Here is an 18,002-nt window from a genome sequence, read left to right as displayed (position 1 = left end):
GATTCTAGAGGGTAATAAACATAATGCTTTAAATATAAATTTATGCTTGTTCGCCGCGTTTTAGACGAACATTAATATCTTCTACTACTTGTGGCAGCTCGGCAACACTATCCACAACATAGTGCGCGCCGGCTTGTAGTAACAATTTTTTGGCATGTGAGTGTTGAGAGTCTAATTCTTTTGCTGACACTTTTTCAGCATCGGCGACGGAATCAATGTTCATGTAATTGCTGTAGCGTGATACCCCGACTGTCCAGCAACCGGCTGCTAACCCTTCGTCAATCCCAGCAATTGAGTCATCCACTTTCATAACAGCCTGTATCGGCGAGATATTCATCAAATCTAAATTGCGATATAGCATAAATGGTTGTGGGCGTGAGCCGTTGATGACTTCATCACCACCAACAGTGGCGTCTAAATGCAATCCTTGCTTTTCTGTTTCCACTAGTAGCACGTCAATCATAGCGCGAGTAAAACCAGTTGTTGCGCCCAGCTTCATGCTGTAATTATGCCGCAAGACATTCGCCGCACCGGCAACGCCGGGTAATAGCGTGCCATATTGAGCAAGACATTTTAATTGCAGTGGAATAAAATCAATATACATTGCCGCTACGTCATCGGCATTAGGTGGTTTTCCATGAGATGTCATCCAGCGCGCACGTATTTCCGGATCTTCAAGTAATTTTTGAATATGTGCGTCTTTGCGCAGCCCCATTGGTCCGCGCACTTCTGACATAGTAACGGATACACCGTATTTTTTAAAAATTTCAACAAAAACAACGCTAGGTGCAACAACATAAGCATCCACCAGTGTGCCGCTCCAGTCCATAATCGCTGCTTTGACTGGTCCGCGGTATTTTTTTCGATGGGTTGGATTATTCATGATTTTCATGCTGATGTTAATGAGTTATCATAATGTTAGTGCCAACGGGAAATGTTTATACTCTACGCATAGTCAGACTTGTTTAATATTGGTTAATACCTCAGCTAATTTTCGTTGCTCAAGCAAATCAGCATGGCGTAATTTTTTTGTGGCAACATGTAACGAATCAGTATCATCTATATCCGTTAATATTGGCAGTCGCGTAGTTGTATCATCTAAAGCTCGCAATAGTTGTGTTAGCGTGTCGTCGCGGCTGTATGCGACATCAAGCCATACGTTGGCGGGAATGTCGCGGGCGGCGGCAAATAAATAAAATCCACCATCTTGTGATGGTCCGATAACGGTATTTTTGCGCGCTAAATTCAATGCTTCTGCCACTGCTGTTGCTGACATTTGCGGACAGTCCGAGCCGATAAGCGCAACTCGTCCATATTGTGCCTGCAGAGTGGAATACACATGATGCAAGCGGCTACCAAGCCCGCCCTGACCACTGTGCATAGTAGGAAATTCTTTCCAACGTGGATGTGCCAATGCTTTTTCTTCTGCCACCGCCCACCACACAGCGATACCGTGTGCTTGTACTGTTCGCATAACTGCAGCCGCCACGTGTAACATAGCGTTATAAATAGCCAACGCTTTTGTTTTACCAATTTGTGCTGCTAGCCGTGTTTTTATCGGTGAATATTCTGGAGTTTTGACAAACACTGCCAGTGCACCGTTGATTATTTTTGTTGCCATTGTTTCCACCAAATTCGCTGATATGAAATTACCGTATACCACCAGCCGTGGCGCATATAGGTTCGGGCACTAGTTCCTACTGTGGCGTTTACACGCGCTATATGTGTTCCGGCTCGACCGCTGCGCAACACAAACAAATGGTCTTCTCCAACCGCTTCAGTAGGAAAGCCGCCTAGTCGTTCAAATAGCGATCGAGGTACACACAGGGCTTGATCGCCAAAAGGGTTTTTAAATAACCTGCAGCGCAAAAGTACTCCCCATTCATTAATGCGCATACGCCAACCTCCATCGTAAAAGCGTAAGCTAAAATAATGTAACGCAGCTGGTTGTGTTGTCAATGAATGCTGTAGTGCGCTTATTGTTGTTGTTGACAGCTGGGTGTCGGCGTGCACAAACCATAAAAAATTTCCACCACAAACCGCCGCCGCCGCGTTCATCTGTGCACCACGTCCTGATTGTGGGCAGTGTAACCAGCGACGGTTTGGTAACTCTTGCCAATCGTTTGGCGGTGGCGTAGCAGCAGCAAGCCATGTTTCTAGTGATTCAGGTAGTAATGGCAATAGTGTGCGCCAAGTATCCTCATTGGCAGCCAGTGGCACAATCACCCGTACAGTGGTCATTTGTGCGCTCATGTAGCAAAGTATAGCATCACGTATTGGCTCAAAATAGGGCAATCATTGTTTGGATTTTCTTTACTTGATAAAAATAAAAAAACTTTTTTAGTGCGCTTGTTATTCTGGAGATTGGAAAGAGAAAAGTCATATTATTTTGCGGGAGGAGTTTTTATAGAGCAATCATTTGTTTCCACGCCAAGAGTTGTGTTAATGTTATGTAGCTTAAAAACTTGATTTGTAATAAATATGACTGATAACGCTATTCCACCTGCTACTTTCGCGCCAACGACTACGCGAGCGGACTCGCAACATGCTGACGGCACGCTCATTGATCGCTGGGGGCGACACATTAGTTATATTCGCTTATCGGTAACTGACCGATGTGATTTTCGTTGTCAATATTGTATGCCGATGAAAATGAAATTCCTGCCCAAGCGGGAAATTTTGTCATTAGAAGAGTGTTTGCGTGTAGCACGCGTTTTTGCCGAACTAGGGGTAACTAAAGTGCGCATTACCGGTGGTGAGCCACTGGTTCGCACTAACGTAGAATGGTTGTGTGCGCAAATTGCGAAGCTGCAGGGAGTGCGAGAGGTGGCAATAACTACAAATGGCTCTCAATTGCCGCGGCTGGCTTGTAAATTACGCAGTGCCGGCATTCGGCGGATTAATATTTCCTTAGATACGTTGGACGCAAACAACTTTCGCCGCTTAACACGTACTGGCAGTTTGTCTGTTGTGTTGGAGGGTATAGAGGCGGCACGAGCTGCTGGTTTTGTTGGCGGAGTAAAAATAAATGTTGTAATGATGCGTGGCGTAAATCACCTTGAACTGCCGCAACTAGCGACATTTGCCATTGAGCGGGGGATGGATATTTCTTTTATTGAAGAAATGCCGCTGGGGGATATTGGTCACAGCCGTGGTGATACCTATTACAGTGCGGATGAGGCGCTTACCGATTTGCGTAGAATATTCACTTTGAGTGCCAGCGATTTTGACAGTGGTGGTCCGGCGCGCTATTGGAAAGTGGACGGTACCGAGCAAAAAATCGGATTTATTACGCCCCACAGCCATAATTTTTGCGCTTCCTGTAACCGAGTGCGAGTAACTGCTACTGGTGGACTGTATCCATGTTTAGGACAAAATGATATGGTGGACTTAAGACCAGCACTGCGGGGAGAGAGCAGTGATGATGTATTGCGCCATAAAATTTTGCAGACAATGGCTATCAAACCCAAAGGACACGAGTTTGATGTGTACGCTGACGGTGCCAAAGTAGTACGTTTTATGTCCGCTACGGGCGGTTGAACATTAACTCTATTTCGTCAAAGCCCAGCCTAAGTTCCGCACAAATACCAGCGGTCATACAAGTTACCGCTGCGGATGAAAGCGGTGGTGTTCGCACTGTTGAAATTACCGGTGAATATCCGCTCACGCTGTATGTGGATGGGCGTGAAATTGTTACTCTGATGACCTTGGGACAGATGCCAGAAGCTTTATCGGTCGGCTGGTTACGCAATCAACGGTTGGTGTCGTCTATCTCTGATATTGAAGAAGTGATGGTAGATTGGGAAGTTAATTCTGCCGCCGTATACACCAGAAGCGGCTTAGTGCCATTAGCATCTAAGCGCACGATAACTTCTGGCTGCGGACAGGGAACTATGTTTGGTGATTTGTTAGAAGAAGTGCAAGAGGTAAATTTTGTTCGTAGCCATTCACTCACCGCCACAGCATTGGCACAGTTATTGGAGGATATTCGCAACCGTGACACCGTGTACAAGTCCGCCGGTGCAGTACATGCTTGCGCGTTGGCATTTTTTGACGGCATTGGCTGTGCGATACAAATTTTTGTTGAAGATGTGGGACGACACAATGCGGTGGATGCCATTGCTGGCTGGATGTGGATTAATGATGTAGAAGGTGCCGATTGCGTGTTTTACACTACCGGACGGCTGACATCAGAAATGGTTGTTAAGTGTGCACAGATGAAAATTCCGTATTTGGTCTCGCGTTCGGGGCTTACCCGCATGGGGTATGAAATCGCTGTCGCTACCGGATTAACGATGTTTGGACGCGCTGTTAATCGCCGTTATTTGCTTTTTACCGGCGGTAAGCATTTTGTTCCTGAAAGATGAAAGAAGAGATTCAGTATATTTTTTGTGGCTACGACAACTCATTTTAATGTTTATTGGAAAAATAATTGAATGCGCAATAGGAAGGTTTTTTAGCGTGTTGCCGTGAACCCTAAAACAAAATAGTATCTTGGCGGAAGCGAAGTGCGCGCTGCAATAATTATGGGCCAACTATTTTTTATGTAAGGTGAATTAATCATTATAATCAAAGTTTTTATTCAACGAAGGAAGAGAGAATCCAATGGCTAAAATGACTCCCAGTGAGGCACTTGTAGAAACACTCGTTGCTTATGGCGTAAAAGATGTGTTCGGTATTGTTGGCTCCGCATATATGGACGCATTAGATATTTTTCCAGCCGCCGGCATTCGTTTCGTTCCCACCATACACGAACAAGGTTCAGCACACATGGCGGACGGCTATGCCCGCGCCAGCGGCAAGCATGGTGTTTGCATCGCACAAAACGGTCCTGGTATTACCAATTTTGTTACCGCTATCGCCGCAGCCTATTGGGCACACACTCCAGTTGTTGCCATTACCCCGGAAACCGGTAGTATGGGCTTGGGATTGGGTGGTTTTCAGGAAACCGAGCAATTGCCAATATTTTCCAAAATTACTAAATTTCAAGGACACGTTGCTCGCTTGGAACGCATGGCTGAAATCACTGGGCGTTGTTTTGAATACGCTACAGCTGAGCGAGGCCCAACACAACTCAATATTCCACGCGACCACTTTTACGGAGAGGCCGATTACACCATTCCTACGCCGCGTGATGTCACACTAGGGGCAGGGAGTAAAAAAAGTTTAGATGAAGCAGCAGCATTATTAGCAGGTGCGCGGTTTCCGGTTATTGTTTCCGGTGGTGGTGTAATTTTCTCAAATGGCGTAGAGGCTTGCAAAGCGTTGGCGGAGCAACTCAATTGTGCCGTTGTTAACAGCTACTTACACAACGATTCATTTCCTTGTGACCATCCGCTGTGGGCTGGATCATTAGGTTATCAAGGATCCAAGGCAGGAATGAAATTACTGGCGCAAGCTGATGTAGTTTTAGCTTTGGGGTCTCGCTTAGGACCATTTGGCACATTGCCACAGTATGGCATTGATTATTGGCCAAAAGATGCCAAGATTATTCAGATTGATGCTGACCACCGCATGATTGGTTTGACGCGTCCGATTTCTGTTGGCGTTTGTGGCGATGCCAAAGCAGCTGCGTTGGCTATATTGTCCCGCTTGCAGGGTATGGAAAATTTGCCCGTGGACCAAAACCGCGATTCGCGTTTGGCAACTATCAAATCAGAAAAAGCTACATGGGAATCTGAACTGGATGATTGGGCTCACGAAAAAGACGATTGGAGCGTGCAAGTGATGAACACCGAAGACGGTGGTGGCATGCACCCGCGCCAAATGCTGCGAGAGCTGGAAAAAGCATTGCCGGATAACGCCATGGTATCAACTGATATTGGCAATATTTGCTCAGTTTCCAACAGTTATCTGCGTTTCCGTCAACCGAATAGCTTTTTTGCCGCTATGAGTTTCGGTAACTGCGGCTATGCATTTCCAACCATTATTGGTGCTAAATTAGCTGCTCCGGACCGTCCTGCAGTAGCCTATGTGGGAGATGGTGCTTGGGGTATGAGCTTTGGTGAAATTTTAACTTGCGTGCGCGAAAATATTCCAGTTACTGCGGTGGTATTCAATAATCGCCAATGGGGAGCTGAAAAGAAAAATCAAGTGGACTTTTACGGCAATCGTTTCTTGGGAGTCAATTTAGATACACCAAATACAACTGATTTTTCGGCAATTGCCAAGGCGATGGGTGCGGAAGCTGTGCGTGTTGATAATGTTGATCAAGTGGGAGAAGCGCTGGAAAAAGCTTGCGATGCACAAAAACAAGGCAAAACCACGATATTGGAAATGATGTGTTCACGTGAATTGGGTGATCCATTTCGGCGTGACGCTCTCAAGCATCCAGTGCGTCACTTGGATAAATATAAGAAATTTGTTTGATCTAAAATACTGATTTTTTGCGGTGCAGTGACAATGCGCTGAAAAAAGCATCAATTGTGCGCCGCAAAAATAATGTATAATCATAGTCATCGTAGAGATGACGGAACATAAAAATATTTTATCCGAATCCTCGGTCATACCGGGAGGCAAGAAAATGGCGGCTACGTGGCAGCGATTTTTGCAAGCGTTGACGCAACAACCTGATTTGTGGATTAATATTTGTACTGAAGTGCAGCGCAAGCAACTAGAAGTTACTTCCAGTCTAGGTGCAAAAAACGAAGAAAAAGAAGAGATTGTGTCGCCATCTAAGGGCGATCGGCGTTTTAGCGATAAGCAGTGGCGAGAAAATCCGTTTTTTTCCATGTTAATGCAAAATTACTTACTTAACAGCGAGGCTGTACGCGAAGTAGTGGAAAAAGTAAATTTGCCTGAAAGCGACAAAAAGTTATTACGCTTTTCTATCGGTCAGTATGTGGACGCCATGTCGCCGTCTAATTTTCCGGCAACTAATCCTACGGTGATGGAAGAGGCGATGCAAACGGGCGGCGAAAATTTTGTCACAGGCATGCAAAATTTGATGAGTGACGCGCAAAATGGGACGATAAGCAACACTGATCGTGAATCGTTCGTTATCGGTGGCAACATTGCTTGTACGCCCGGTAAAGTAATCGCTCAAAACGATGTTATGCAGTTGATTGAATACGCTCCACAAACAGCGCAGGTGTACTGCCGACCGTTGCTTATCGTGCCGCCGTGTATTAACAAATATTACATTTTAGATTTACAGCAGAAAAACTCTTTTGTGCGCCACGCCATTGCTGCTGGGCATCGAGTATTTTTAGTGTCTTGGGTAAACGCTGGCCAAAAGCAGCGTAATTTTGATTGGGATTTTTACTTGCGCGAAGGGGTCATGGCGGCGTTGGACATTGTGAGTGCTGTGTGTAAGGGAGAGAAAATTAATACGTTAGGTTTTTGTATTGGCGGAACGTTATTAGCTTGTGCTTTGGCCGTGCTGGCAAAATCAGACGAGTCCCCAGCGCAATCTCTTACTTTATTGGCAACGATGCTGGATTTTTCCGATGCTGGCGAAATCGGGTTGTTTGTAGATAAGGAAATGGTAGGCGATTATGAACAGCGTTTTGCTGATGGCGGAGTGCTGGATGGACGCAATTTAGCGCGTGGTTTTGCCGCACTACGCCCAAACGACTTGATTTGGCCTTATTTTATTGACAATTATTATCTAGGCAAAAAACCACAAGCATTTGATTTGCTATTTTGGAATGCTGATTCAACTAATCTTCCAGGACCAATGTTTTCCAGCTATTTGCGTGATACTTATCTAGAAAACCGCATTGCTAAAGATAAAGCAACAATGTGTAATGTTCCAGTGCGACTATTGACGTTGTCTCATTTGCCGTTGTATGCAGTTTCCTGTGAAAAAGACCATATTGTACCGTGGCGCACTGCTTATGAAAGTGCTCGACTATTAGGAGGCAAAGGTAGTAAAGCGCGTTTTGTACTTGCGGCTAGCGGCCATATTGCTGGCATTATTAATCCACCAGACAAGAATAAAGGATGGCACCAAACAAGCGCCGCCGGAGTGTTGCCTAAAAACGTTGCTCAATGGCAGGCGACGGCCAAACAGCAAGAGGGCGGTTGGTGGAACGATTGGATCGGATGGCTGGCACGACAAAGTGGTAAAAAGAAGGCGGCACCGAAACGAGTCGGCAATGTGCGTTATTCGCCCATTGAAGATGCCCCCGGCACTTATGTGTCAGTACCACGTCCTGATATTGTCACATCACAAGTTGAAGCGAAAGAATAAAGGAGCAAATCATGAAAGATGTTGTAATTATTGCAGCTTGCCGCACGGCTATAGGTAAATTTGGTGGCGGTTTAGCATCTACTTCGGCAGCACAACTTGGGAGCGTAGTTATTGCCGAGGCATTGCAGCGCGCCGGCGTGGAAATGGCAGAAGTAGATGATGTCATTATGGGGCAAGTGCTAACTGCTGGCGTTGGTCAAAATCCGGCACGACAGGCGGCCATGTTAGCAGGCATTCCAAAGGAAACGCCGGCGATGACAATTAATCATGTTTGCGGTAGCGGTTTGCGTGCCGTGCACTTGGCTGCGCAAGCGATTATCGCTGGTGATGCGACTACGGTCGTTGCCGGAGGACAAGAAAATATGAGTGCCAGCCCGCATATACTCAATGGTTCGCGGTTGGGTTTGCGGCTTGGTAACGGTGCCCTCATAGATAGTATGGTTAATGATGGTTTAACAGACGTTTTTAACAATTATCACATGGGCATTACTGCCGAAAATGTTGCAGAAAAATATGATATCAGCCGCGAAGAGCAGGATGCTTTTGCTCTGGCATCTCAACAAAAAGCGGCGGCGGCGCAACAGGCAGGGCGCTTTGAAAGTGAAATTGCTACTGTAGAAGTACCTCAGCGCAAAAAACCGCCCTTGACAGTTAATCAAGATGAATATATTCGTTATGACGCTTCGGCAGAAATGTTGGCTGGGCTACGTCCAGCGTTTCGTAAAGACGGAACAGTAACGGCAGGCAATGCTTCTGGTATTAATGATGGTGCGGCAGCGGTGGTGCTGATGGATGCCGAGACGGCGGCAGCGCGCGGTATTCAGCCATTGGCAGTATTTCACTCGGCAGCGAGTTGCGGGGTGGATCCATCCGTTATGGGAATGGGGCCGGCGCCGGCATCAAATAAATGTCTGAAAAAATCAGGCTGGAGTACTGATGATTTAGATTTGCTTGAAGTCAATGAAGCGTTTGCTGCTCAAGCTATCGCTGTTAATCGTGAAATGGGATGGGACGAAAGCAAAATTAATGTGAATGGTGGGGCTATAGCGCTGGGGCATCCCATTGGTGCCTCGGGTGCGCGAGTGTTGGTAAGTTTATTACACGAAATGATTCGGCGCGATGCCAAAAAAGGCTTGGCGTCATTATGTATTGGTGGCGGCATGGGCATTGCCTTGACCGTTGGACGCAACTAAAAAGGAGTTACACAATGGCAAAAACAGCATTAGTTACCGGTGGTTTGGGAGGCATTGGCACGGCGATTTGCCGGCAATTACATTGCGATGGCTATACGGTAGCGGCAACGTATATTCACAACGGGGTGCGGCTGCAGTCATGGCTTGAAAAACAAAAAGCTGACGGGTTTGATAGCTTTCACGGTTACTTTTGCGATATCAGCCAATGGGAGTCGTGTGCAAAACTGAAAGAGGCGGTGGAAGCGGACTTGGGTGGTGTAGACATTTTAGTTAACAACGGAGGCATTACTCGCGATGCGACATTTCGCAAGATGACGGCGGAAATGTGGGACGAAGTTATTGTGACTAACTTGAGCAGTGTTTTTTATGTTAGCCGACAATTTGTTCCAGACATGGCTAATCGTGGTTTTGGGCGGGTTGTCAATATTTCATCAGTGAACGCGCAAAAAGGACAATTTGGACAAACCAATTATTCAGCGGCAAAAGCCGGAATGCACGGTTTTACTAAGGCATTGGCGCAGGAAGTAGTGAGCAAAGGAGTAACGATTAACACGATTTCGCCGGGTTATATCGGCACCGACATGGTCAACAATATTGCTGAAGAAGTGCGTGAGAAAATTCGCGCACAAATACCGGTAGGGCGATTTGGCACACCGGAAGAAATTGCTAGCGTGGTGAGCTTTTTGGCGTCAGAAAATGCTGCTTTTATTACTGGAGCAAACATTGCCGCCAACGGTGGTCAGCACATGTATTGACCTTTATGGAAAAAAAGGGGGGGTAAATTATGTCGCTTGTCGCTATAAAGTAGGGCTAAAAAATTAGCAAAAACTTTTAAAACGCGGTTTTAGGGTAATTTTTCAGTCACTAATAGCCTCTTTACTTTACCAATACAACCATAAAGAGTTAGATGCGAGAATAACTTGCAGAGTTAAATGAAAAACATGCCAGTCAATTGGATAACATCCACGCAGAAACGGCTTATGAGTACGGCTACTATGGACAAGGAATAACGGTAGCCGTCGTGGATGTGTATGGCCATGGGTTAGTGAATGTCTCGGCAGCTATCATGGTTCAAATAGAAGGAACGGTGCAAGCATAGCATTCTTATGCCACAGATGCTGTGCTGGTAGAAAATTTATAATGCGAGTTAAATACAGACTACGAAATTGAAGAAGTGCAGGTGGACTTGTCAGCACTACGAGCAATGACATATGCTTTGGGTTATGCTTTTTCGTTGCGCAAAAATTTATTCATGGGGTTGGGAATTGAGCATACGCAGGCGGGTGTTAACAAAAATACTGCCAGCTCATTTGTCTTGCGTTGGGAATTGTAATCCCAGCGATATTATTAAAATGTTGTATTAGCAAGAAGTTTTAAAGCCAATATTTCCGCTATTTGCACCGCATTAAGTGCCGCGCCTTTGCGGACATTATCGCTGACAACCCACAGGTTCAATCCTTTTGGATGTGAAATGTCTTCGCGAATACGGCCAACAAAAACTTCATTATTGCCGGCAGCGTGTTGCTGTGGCGTTGGATAACCGCCTGCTATATGTTCATCAATCACGCATACTCCGGGCGCATCCGCCAAAAGCATTCGTGCCTGTTGGGCATCAAGTTTTTCAAGCGTTTCAATGTGTACCGCTTCGGCGTGACCATAAAACACCGGCACACGCACTGCTGTCGGATTAACCTGTATGGTGTCATCTGCTAAAATTTTTTTTGTCTCCCACACCATTTTCATTTCTTCACGAGTGTAACCGTTTTCTTGAAAAGAATCTATGTGGGGAATAACGTTGAAAGCAATGGGAGCGGTAAAAATTGAAGGTTCTATATTATTGCCTGCCAGCCGTGCAGCTGTCTGCTGCGCAAGTTCATCTATAGCTCGAGCACCAGCGCCTGATACCGCTTGATAAGTTGCAACATTAATACGTGTGATACCGACGGCATCATACAAAGGTTTTAACGCTACCAACATTTGCATGGTGGAACAGTTGGGGTTAGCAATAATGTTGCGGGAGCAATAATCATCTACCTGTTCTGGATTAACTTCAGCAACCACCAACGGTATGCCTTCATCGCGGCGAAAGTGGGATGAATTGTCTATCACCACGCAGTCGCAAGCAGCTGCACGGGGAGCATGTTCGGCACTAACACTGCCGCCGGCAGAAAACAGCGCAATTTGCACTTGTGAAAAATCAAATTTTGCCAAATCTTGAACTGTTAACGTTTTATTGCCAAAAGATACTGTTTTAGCGACAGAGCGTTCGGAGGCCAATGCATATAGTGTGCGCACTGGAAAATTTCGTTCTTCTAAAATGGCAAGCATTTGTTCGCCCACCGTGCCGGTAGCACCGACAACGGCAATGTCAAAAGTAGGAGTGTCAGTTGTTGTCATAGCGCTCATAAATAATCTAGCACTTTCTGTCCCATGGCGGCGCAGCCGATAATGCTGTCACCGTCGCCAGCAATATCTGCCGTACGGTAGTTGTCGTTGAGTGTTTGTCGTACTGCTGCGGAAACTTTGTCGGCAGCGACTGATGCGTTGAGCGAATAGCGTAGCATCATTTCCACAGATAATATCGCAGCTAGTGGATTGGCTTTGTCTTGTCCGGCAATATCTGGAGCAGAGCCGTGTACCGGCTCGTACAGGCCGCGCCCTTTGTCATCTAAAGAAGCTGATGGTAGCATGCCAATAGAACCAGTTAACATTGCTGCTGCATCTGAGAGCACATCACCGAAAAGATTGCCGGTGGCGATAACGTCAAATTGTTTGGGTGCACGCACCAGTTGCATAGCGGCGTTGTCGGCGTACATGTGGGACAGTTCTATATCGGGAAATTCATCACGCCCTAGTACTGTCATCACATCGCGCCATAACATGCCGACTTCTAACACATTAGCTTTTTCTACTGAGCATAGACGCCCTTGCCGCCGCCGTGCTGCTGCAAAAGCTGCGCGACCCAAGCGGATGATTTCGTGTTCAGCATAGCGCATGGTATTAATACCGACACGTTCGCCGTTTTCTTCGATAATGCCGCGTGGCTGTCCAAAATAAATGCCGCCGATAAGCTCGCGGACAATAAGAATGTCAAGTCCTGCCACTAGGTCGGGTTTGAGAGAGGATGAATGCACTAATGCCGAATGGCAGATAGCGGGGCGCAAATTGGCGAAAACACCCATAGCTTGGCGTAAACTGAGCAGACCCAATTCTGGTTTTTTGTCATTGGGGAGATTGTCATATTGCGGTGCACCTACTGCACCAAGCAGCACCGCATCGGCATGTTGTGCCATCGCCAAGGTGTCATCGGGTAGGGGAGTGCCATGCATGTCAATAGCACAACCACCGATGAGTCCTGTGGTGATATCAATGCACGGCAAATCGCCGGCAGTGACCAATGTGCGCAATACTTTTTCCGCTTGCGCAATAACTTCGGGACCAATACCATCACCGGGCAATAAAAGAAGACGCTTATTCATGGTAATTGTTTGCTACCCAGAGTAAGCCAAGGTTCTTCGGTATAACGCTGACTTTCATAATCACGGATGGCATCAGCATGCTGCAACGTGATAGCAATGTCATCTAAGCCATTGAGCAAGCGTTTTTTGTCGTCATTTGTGATATTAAAACGATAAACGTTATTGTTAGCGGTAACAGTTTGTGTTGCTAAATCAATAGTGACTGATTCTCCGGCACTAGCGAATAGCAGTTCCATATCATCATCAGGTAAAACTACCGTTAATAATCCATTCTTTACGGCGTTACCAGAAAAAATATCGCCAAAACTCGGTCCTATAACGGCACAAAAGCCTGCGTCCATAAGTGCCCACACTGCATGCTCACGTGATGAACCACAGCCAAAATTATCGCGCGTCAGCAAAATTTTCGCACCGACGTAGCGCGAGTCGTTGAGAATGAAATCGGGATTTTTGGGACGACTAGAGCAGTCCATACCGAGCTCACCACGGTCTAGATAGCGCCATTCGTCAAATAAATACGGTCCAAAACCGCTACGCTTGATAGAGCGTAGAAATTGTTTGGGAATAATTTGGTCAGTGTCTACATTAGGATAGTCCAAAGGCACTGTCACCGAAGTAATCGTATTAAAGCGTTGCATAGTATTTAATCAAACTAAAAATTATATCATCGGTAAATTGTAGTAGGCGAGGGTTCCTAACGCTGGTTAGAATAATTAACGTAAAAAGGGCGACTACTTATAGCCGCCCTTCTTTAACCTGCAAAAAATTATTCGGCGTCTTGTTCTTTTGAGACCGGCGGTGCCTCATCCAAGTTAAGCATGGTAAAGCGCACTCGGCCGTCATCGGCACGTAGAACTTTAACACGGACACTTTGGTTGAGACTAAGCACATCAGACACTTTATTAATGCGATCATTGGAAATTTGCGAAATGTGCAACAGACCATCACGACCAGGCAGGATGCTAACTACAGCACCTACGTTTTCCAGAATGTTTTCTACTTTCCCGTCGTAAATAGCACCAATTTCTACGTCTTTGGTAAGGTTTTCAATCTGCTCTTTGGCGTTTTCGCACACTTCTAAATTGCGTCCGGAAATCGTCACCATACCGTCATCATTAACATCAATGCGCGTTTCTGTGGTTTCTGTCAAATTACGAATAACCGAGCCACCTTTGCCGATAACATCGCGAATTTTATTTTTTGGTATTTTGACTTTGAGCATGCGCGGCGCATATGGCGAAGCGTCTTCGCGTGGACCTGGCAGCGCTTCTTCCATCAATCCTAAAATATGCAACCGTCCTTCATTGGCCTGCTCTAAAGCTGCCTGCATGATTTGCTCATTGATGCTGTCAATTTTTATATCCATCTGTAGCGCCGTCACACCCTTGCGAGTACCTGCAACTTTGAAATCCATATCACCCAAGTGATCTTCGTCACCGAGAATGTCGGTAAGTACAGCAAAACGATCATTTTCTTTGATTAATCCCATGGCAATACCGGAAACATGTGCTGATAGTGGCACACTTGCGTCCATCATCGACAATGAGCCGCCGCATACCGACGCCATAGAACTGGAGCCGTTGGATTCAGTAATTTCTGACACCACACGCAGGGGAAATTCAAAATCTTCCTTTGACGGCATAACCGCTGCTAATCCGCGTTTGGCAAGGCGTCCATGACCGACTTCGCGACGCTTGGGACCGATATTGCGGCCGGTTTCTCCAGTGGCATAAGGAGGCATGTTGTAGTGCATCATAAAGGAATCAAACTGCTCGCCTTGCAGTGCATCTATTTTTTGCTCATCACGAGTAGAACCCAAGGTAGTGACGACCAATGCTTGCGTTTCGCCACGGGTAAACAGCGCTGAGCCGTGTGTGCGCGGCAATACACCTAAGCGAATAGCAATAGGGCGTACTGTGCGAGTGCCACGACCGTCAATGCGCGGCTGACCAGACAAAATGCGTTCGCGCACTATGCTAGCTTCAATTTTCTTTAACTCTGAATTAACCAAATTCCCTTCCAGCGGAGTGGAACTTTCGGTCAATACTGCCTCAGTGCCGCTTTTACGAATTTCCGCCAATCGATTGCTGCGCGCTTGCTTTTCGGTAATGTTATAAGCATCATCAAAAGCTTGATTGGTAGCCGTTCGCAACGAGTTTTTTTGTTCATCATTGAGTGCGGGAGCTTGCCAATCCCACGCGGGTTTTCCGGCTTCTTGAGCCAAATGTTCAATAGCGTCAATGGAGGCTTGTATGGCGCTGTGTCCCTGCATGATCGCATTTAACATGACGGCTTCAGATAATTGTTTGGCTTCGGATTCCACCATTAACACACCTTGACGGCTGCCGGCGACTACCAAATCTAATTCTGAATTTTCTATTTGGCTTTGTGTCGGATTAATTATGGGAGCGTTATTGGAAAAACCAACGCGGACGGCTCCGATGGGACCGTTAAAAGGGATTCCAGACAATCGCAACGCTGCAGAAGTACCAATCATGGCGAGAATATCGGAATTGACTTCAGGATTGTAAGACAATACGTTGGCTATTACTTGTGTTTCGTGATAGAAAAAATCTGGAAACAATGGTCGGATGGAACGGTCTATCAGGCGACTGGTGAGGACTTCTTTTTCTGATGGACGCCCCTCACGGCGCAAAAAACCGCCAGGAATACGACCTGCGGCATAATATTTCTCTTGATAATCAACTGTTAGCGGTAAAAATCCAGCATTGGGCATAGCTTCTCGGCTACCAGTAGCGGCAACCATAACAACTGTGTCATTCATGCTAACGATAACGGTGGCTCCCGCTTGACGACCAATTTCGCCAAATTCCATTGTGGCTTCCGTGTCGCCCAGCATAAAGGTTTTTTTATAAAGAGTCATGTTCGAAATTCCTTTGCTAGATTAATATTAATTTAAAAGCGCGTATCAGAAGAATTGCAACCGTGCTGATGCGTGAAGTGTTGCAGTAGAAAGTTTATTTACGCAGACCAAGGGCTGCCAGTGTCTTACTATGAACGTCGGGAGCGTTACGCTTGAGGTAAGCGGTTAAGCGGCGGCGGCGAGAAATCATTGCCATTAAGCCGCGACGAGTGTGGTTGTCTTTTTTGTGATTTGCTAAGTGACCGGTTAAGTGCATTATGCGAGCAGTAAGGCGAGCGATTTGCACTTGGGACGAACCGACATCTTTGTCATGCAAACGCAAATCGTTGATTTTTCCAGATGTTGAAGCGATATCTTCTGCATTCATGTGATAGTTTAAGCCTTTTGAAAAGCGCAATTATACCGCATATTCGCTATTCAACGCCATAACGAATAAGTAAAAACAACACGTCGTTTCGCATATTACAATACGGAAATGGAACGCATATTTAAAGATTCTCTCGGGAAAATTATTGACCCGCATTTAAACAAAAATCTGATTGACGCCGGCTTAGTTCACGAAGCGAGTCTTGTAGACGGTGGCGCACATGTTAGCTTGCACTACCCATATCCGGCTAACAGTGCTTTTGAAGAAACAGCAACAGAAATCAAATCTCAGTTGCGTGGTGCAGGTTTGTCCAAGGTGGAAGTAAAAATGACCATCAATATCCATCCGCATGTAGTGCAAGGCGGTGTGGAACGAGTGTCCGGAGTAAAAAATATTATTGTTGTAAGTTCGGCAAAGGGCGGTGTTGGAAAGTCTGCTACTGCTGTTAATTTGGCGTTAGCACTGGCTCATGAAGGCGCGCGCATAGGCGTATTAGACGCTGATATTTACGGTCCTTCGCTACCTTTGATGTTGGGTCTGAATAAACGTCCGCAGGGTGGCGAAAAAGGAGGTATTGAGCCACTGCACGCCTATGGCATGGATGTGATGTCCATTGGTTTTATGGTGGATGAAGATCAGCCTATGGTGTGGCGTGGTCCTATCGCCACGCGAGCGCTTACGCAGCTGTTACGAGAAACACATTGGAATGATTTGGATTATTTAGTGTTGGATATGCCGCCGGGTACTGGCGATATTCAGCTGACCACAGCACAAAAGGCTCCCGTAACCGGTGCGGTAGTAGTAACTACACCACAGGAAATTGCCGTTTCAGATGCACAAAAAGGATTAGTGATGTTTAACAAAGTTAGCATTCCTGTACTAGGCGTGGTGGAAAACATGAGTATGTACTGTTGTCCACAATGCGGCCACGAAGCATCTATTTTTGGCACCGGCGGCGCAGCAAAATTATGTGAAAAATACGATGTGGATTTTTTGGGAGGACTTCCGCTTGATCCGTCTATTCGCATTGCTGCCGACTCAGGATGCCCTAGCGTAGTGAACGAGCCCGATAGTGACATCAGCCGCCGTTATCGCAACATTGCAGCTCGCATTGGGGCGCGAGTTGCACAAAAAGCGCGGGATCGATCTTTGGCGTTTCCAAAAATCGTGAAAGGTGATTAACGTATCTTTAGCAACGAAGGCAAGTAATTACTTCAATCGCAGTCGTTCTACGGGAACGTCACCAAGCAAATGGGAAATGGCAATTTCTTGCAAATCCGCTTCGGTGTCATAACGATACCATACGCTTTCCGGATACACTACGAGCACTGGTCCGTACTCACAACGATTCATACAGCCGGCACGGTTAATGCGAATTTTTCCAGAGCCTAAAGCGCCTCGTTCTTTAAGAATTTTGCGCAATAGTTTTAATGCTGCCGGCGCTTGCGGCTGGAGTGCACAACAGGCAGCTCCACTGTCGCGCCGATTCTCGCAAACAAAAATATGTCGTTGGTAATACGTCATGATTTTTTACAACTACAAGAATCATCGCGAGGATGGTAGACACCACAATAAGTGCAGCGTACTAAAGGCGTTTCCTTAGCGCGTTGACGTAAGCGCGGACGCGTAAACATCCACACCGCAATTGCACAAGCGACAAGAAGAAGAATTTTTACAGCCATAAAAAAATTTTACGCCAAATGAGGAACAAAGCATAAACTGCAAAAGTGCGCACAGATTTAAAAAAACGAAATCGTAGAATCTCGCGTATTATGATTTTTCATGACTAATAAATTTAGGCGGCACATGACAAGAGCGCAAAAAAATTATGACGTTTATAACGTTCGTCAGAAAAAGTTAAAAAACAATTTCACCTTGCTAGGTT

Annotated in this window: 18 protein-coding genes; 9 read left to right on the top strand and 9 right to left on the bottom strand. The window is 46.1% G+C overall.

Going from position 1 to position 18,002, the window contains the following annotated elements; translation table 11 throughout:
• Positions 1-40 precede the first annotated feature (40 nt).
• From NQX30_05965 to NQX30_05955, 3 genes are all read right to left on the bottom strand, one after another.
• Entirely contained in the window at positions 41-883 is an 843-nt protein-coding gene (locus tag NQX30_05965) for a phosphonoacetaldehyde hydrolase (GenBank protein ID MDM5147912.1), read from the bottom strand.
• 72 nt (positions 884-955) lie between these two features.
• A complete protein-coding gene (locus NQX30_05960) occupies positions 956-1,621 on the bottom strand; it encodes a glycosyltransferase (protein ID MDM5147911.1) in 666 nt (221 codons plus the stop codon).
• Entirely contained in the window at positions 1,606-2,253 is a 648-nt protein-coding gene (locus NQX30_05955) for a hypothetical protein (GenBank protein ID MDM5147910.1), read from the bottom strand. The genes NQX30_05960 and NQX30_05955 overlap by 16 nt, the downstream gene beginning before the upstream one ends.
• A 228-nt stretch (positions 2,254-2,481) precedes the next feature.
• Between NQX30_05955 and moaA the strand changes: the two genes are divergently transcribed.
• The 8 genes from moaA (at position 2,482) to NQX30_05915 (ending at position 10,720) form a co-directional block, all read left to right on the top strand.
• Complete coding sequence (gene moaA / locus NQX30_05950; GenBank protein ID MDM5147909.1) at positions 2,482-3,540, top strand: GTP 3',8-cyclase MoaA; 1,059 nt, start codon at positions 2,482-2,484, stop codon at positions 3,538-3,540.
• Complete coding sequence (locus NQX30_05945; protein ID MDM5147908.1) at positions 3,537-4,367, top strand: formate dehydrogenase accessory sulfurtransferase FdhD; 831 nt, start codon at positions 3,537-3,539, stop codon at positions 4,365-4,367. The genes moaA and NQX30_05945 overlap by 4 nt, the downstream gene beginning before the upstream one ends.
• Before the next feature lie 238 nt (positions 4,368-4,605).
• Positions 4,606-6,369, top strand: coding sequence for a sulfoacetaldehyde acetyltransferase (gene xsc / locus NQX30_05940; protein MDM5147907.1), 1,764 nt, complete (start codon positions 4,606-4,608; stop codon positions 6,367-6,369).
• Positions 6,370-6,466: 97 nt separating this feature from the next.
• The gene (phaC, locus tag NQX30_05935) at positions 6,467-8,194 is read left to right on the top strand and encodes a class I poly(R)-hydroxyalkanoic acid synthase (protein ID MDM5147906.1); all 1,728 of its coding nucleotides are present in this window, start codon (positions 6,467-6,469) and stop codon (positions 8,192-8,194) included.
• Between the two features lie 11 nt (positions 8,195-8,205).
• Positions 8,206-9,387, top strand: coding sequence for an acetyl-CoA C-acetyltransferase (locus NQX30_05930; GenBank protein MDM5147905.1), 1,182 nt, complete (start codon positions 8,206-8,208; stop codon positions 9,385-9,387).
• Positions 9,388-9,401: 14 nt separating this feature from the next.
• The gene (gene phbB, locus NQX30_05925; GenBank protein MDM5147904.1) at positions 9,402-10,142 is read left to right on the top strand and encodes an acetoacetyl-CoA reductase; all 741 of its coding nucleotides are present in this window, start codon (positions 9,402-9,404) and stop codon (positions 10,140-10,142) included.
• Between the two features lie 197 nt (positions 10,143-10,339).
• A complete protein-coding gene (locus NQX30_05920) occupies positions 10,340-10,486 on the top strand; it encodes a hypothetical protein (GenBank protein ID MDM5147903.1) in 147 nt (48 codons plus the stop codon).
• A 105-nt stretch (positions 10,487-10,591) separates the two neighbouring features.
• Positions 10,592-10,720, top strand: coding sequence for a hypothetical protein (locus tag NQX30_05915; protein MDM5147902.1), 129 nt, complete (start codon positions 10,592-10,594; stop codon positions 10,718-10,720).
• A gap of 14 nt (positions 10,721-10,734) precedes the next feature.
• On the opposite strand, the gene NQX30_05910 is transcribed toward NQX30_05915, so the two are convergent.
• From NQX30_05910 to rpsO, 5 genes are all read right to left on the bottom strand, one after another.
• A complete protein-coding gene (locus NQX30_05910) occupies positions 10,735-11,784 on the bottom strand; it encodes an aspartate-semialdehyde dehydrogenase (protein MDM5147901.1) in 1,050 nt (349 codons plus the stop codon).
• A gap of 5 nt (positions 11,785-11,789) precedes the next feature.
• Positions 11,790-12,866, bottom strand: a complete 1,077-nt coding sequence (gene leuB / locus NQX30_05905; GenBank protein ID MDM5147900.1) for a 3-isopropylmalate dehydrogenase — start codon at positions 12,864-12,866, stop codon at positions 11,790-11,792.
• On the bottom strand, positions 12,863-13,504 hold the full coding sequence (gene leuD / locus NQX30_05900; GenBank protein ID MDM5147899.1) for a 3-isopropylmalate dehydratase small subunit: 642 nt from the start codon (positions 13,502-13,504) through the stop codon (positions 12,863-12,865). Before leuD ends, leuB begins: the two co-directional genes overlap by 4 nt.
• Positions 13,505-13,632: 128 nt before the next feature.
• Entirely contained in the window at positions 13,633-15,750 is a 2,118-nt protein-coding gene (pnp, locus tag NQX30_05895) for a polyribonucleotide nucleotidyltransferase (GenBank protein MDM5147898.1), read from the bottom strand.
• 94 nt (positions 15,751-15,844) lie between these two features.
• Complete coding sequence (gene rpsO, locus NQX30_05890; protein MDM5147897.1) at positions 15,845-16,117, bottom strand: 30S ribosomal protein S15; 273 nt, start codon at positions 16,115-16,117, stop codon at positions 15,845-15,847.
• A gap of 108 nt (positions 16,118-16,225) precedes the next feature.
• Here rpsO and apbC point away from each other — a divergent pair, with 108 nt between their 5' ends.
• Positions 16,226-17,299 carry an iron-sulfur cluster carrier protein ApbC gene (gene apbC, locus NQX30_05885; protein ID MDM5147896.1) on the top strand — a complete coding sequence of 358 codons (1,074 nt, stop codon included), beginning with the start codon at positions 16,226-16,228 and terminating at the stop codon, positions 17,297-17,299.
• 27 nt (positions 17,300-17,326) lie between these two features.
• Here the strand turns inward: apbC and NQX30_05880 are convergent, their stop codons facing one another.
• Positions 17,327-17,644: a (2Fe-2S) ferredoxin domain-containing protein gene (locus NQX30_05880; GenBank protein MDM5147895.1), complete on the bottom strand. Its 318-nt coding sequence runs from the start codon at positions 17,642-17,644 to the stop codon at positions 17,327-17,329.
• Positions 17,645-18,002 lie beyond the last annotated feature (358 nt).

It is taken from the genome of Candidatus Persebacteraceae bacterium Df01, from assembly GCA_030386295.1.
GTDB classification, from domain to species: Bacteria; Pseudomonadota; Gammaproteobacteria; order Tethybacterales; family Persebacteraceae; genus Doriopsillibacter; species Doriopsillibacter californiensis.
Note: the sequence above shows the minus strand (reverse complement) of the source record. Positions and strands in the feature narration are given on the sequence as shown.

Excerpts from the sequence above, each read along its gene's own strand:
- NQX30_05965 (MDM5147912.1), bottom strand. The coding sequence starts at position 883 with ATGAATAATCCAACCCATCGAAAAAAATACCGCGGACCAGTCAAAGCA.
- NQX30_05960 (MDM5147911.1), bottom strand. The coding sequence starts at position 1,621 with ATGGCAACAAAAATAATCAACGGTGCACTGGCAGTGTTTGTCAAAACT.
- NQX30_05955 (MDM5147910.1), bottom strand. The coding sequence starts at position 2,253 with ATGAGCGCACAAATGACCACTGTACGGGTGATTGTGCCACTGGCTGCC.
- moaA (MDM5147909.1), top strand. The coding sequence starts at position 2,482 with ATGACTGATAACGCTATTCCACCTGCTACTTTCGCGCCAACGACTACG.
- xsc (MDM5147907.1), top strand. The coding sequence starts at position 4,606 with ATGGCTAAAATGACTCCCAGTGAGGCACTTGTAGAAACACTCGTTGCT.
- phaC (MDM5147906.1), top strand. The coding sequence starts at position 6,467 with ATGACGGAACATAAAAATATTTTATCCGAATCCTCGGTCATACCGGGA.
- NQX30_05930 (MDM5147905.1), top strand. The coding sequence starts at position 8,206 with ATGAAAGATGTTGTAATTATTGCAGCTTGCCGCACGGCTATAGGTAAA.
- phbB (MDM5147904.1), top strand. The coding sequence starts at position 9,402 with ATGGCAAAAACAGCATTAGTTACCGGTGGTTTGGGAGGCATTGGCACG.
- NQX30_05915 (MDM5147902.1), top strand. The coding sequence starts at position 10,592 with ATGACATATGCTTTGGGTTATGCTTTTTCGTTGCGCAAAAATTTATTC.
- NQX30_05910 (MDM5147901.1), bottom strand. The coding sequence starts at position 11,784 with ATGACAACAACTGACACTCCTACTTTTGACATTGCCGTTGTCGGTGCT.
- leuB (MDM5147900.1), bottom strand. The coding sequence starts at position 12,866 with ATGAATAAGCGTCTTCTTTTATTGCCCGGTGATGGTATTGGTCCCGAA.
- leuD (MDM5147899.1), bottom strand. The coding sequence starts at position 13,504 with ATGCAACGCTTTAATACGATTACTTCGGTGACAGTGCCTTTGGACTAT.
- pnp (MDM5147898.1), bottom strand. The coding sequence starts at position 15,750 with ATGACTCTTTATAAAAAAACCTTTATGCTGGGCGACACGGAAGCCACA.
- rpsO (MDM5147897.1), bottom strand. The coding sequence starts at position 16,117 with ATGAATGCAGAAGATATCGCTTCAACATCTGGAAAAATCAACGATTTG.
- apbC (MDM5147896.1), top strand. The coding sequence starts at position 16,226 with ATGGAACGCATATTTAAAGATTCTCTCGGGAAAATTATTGACCCGCAT.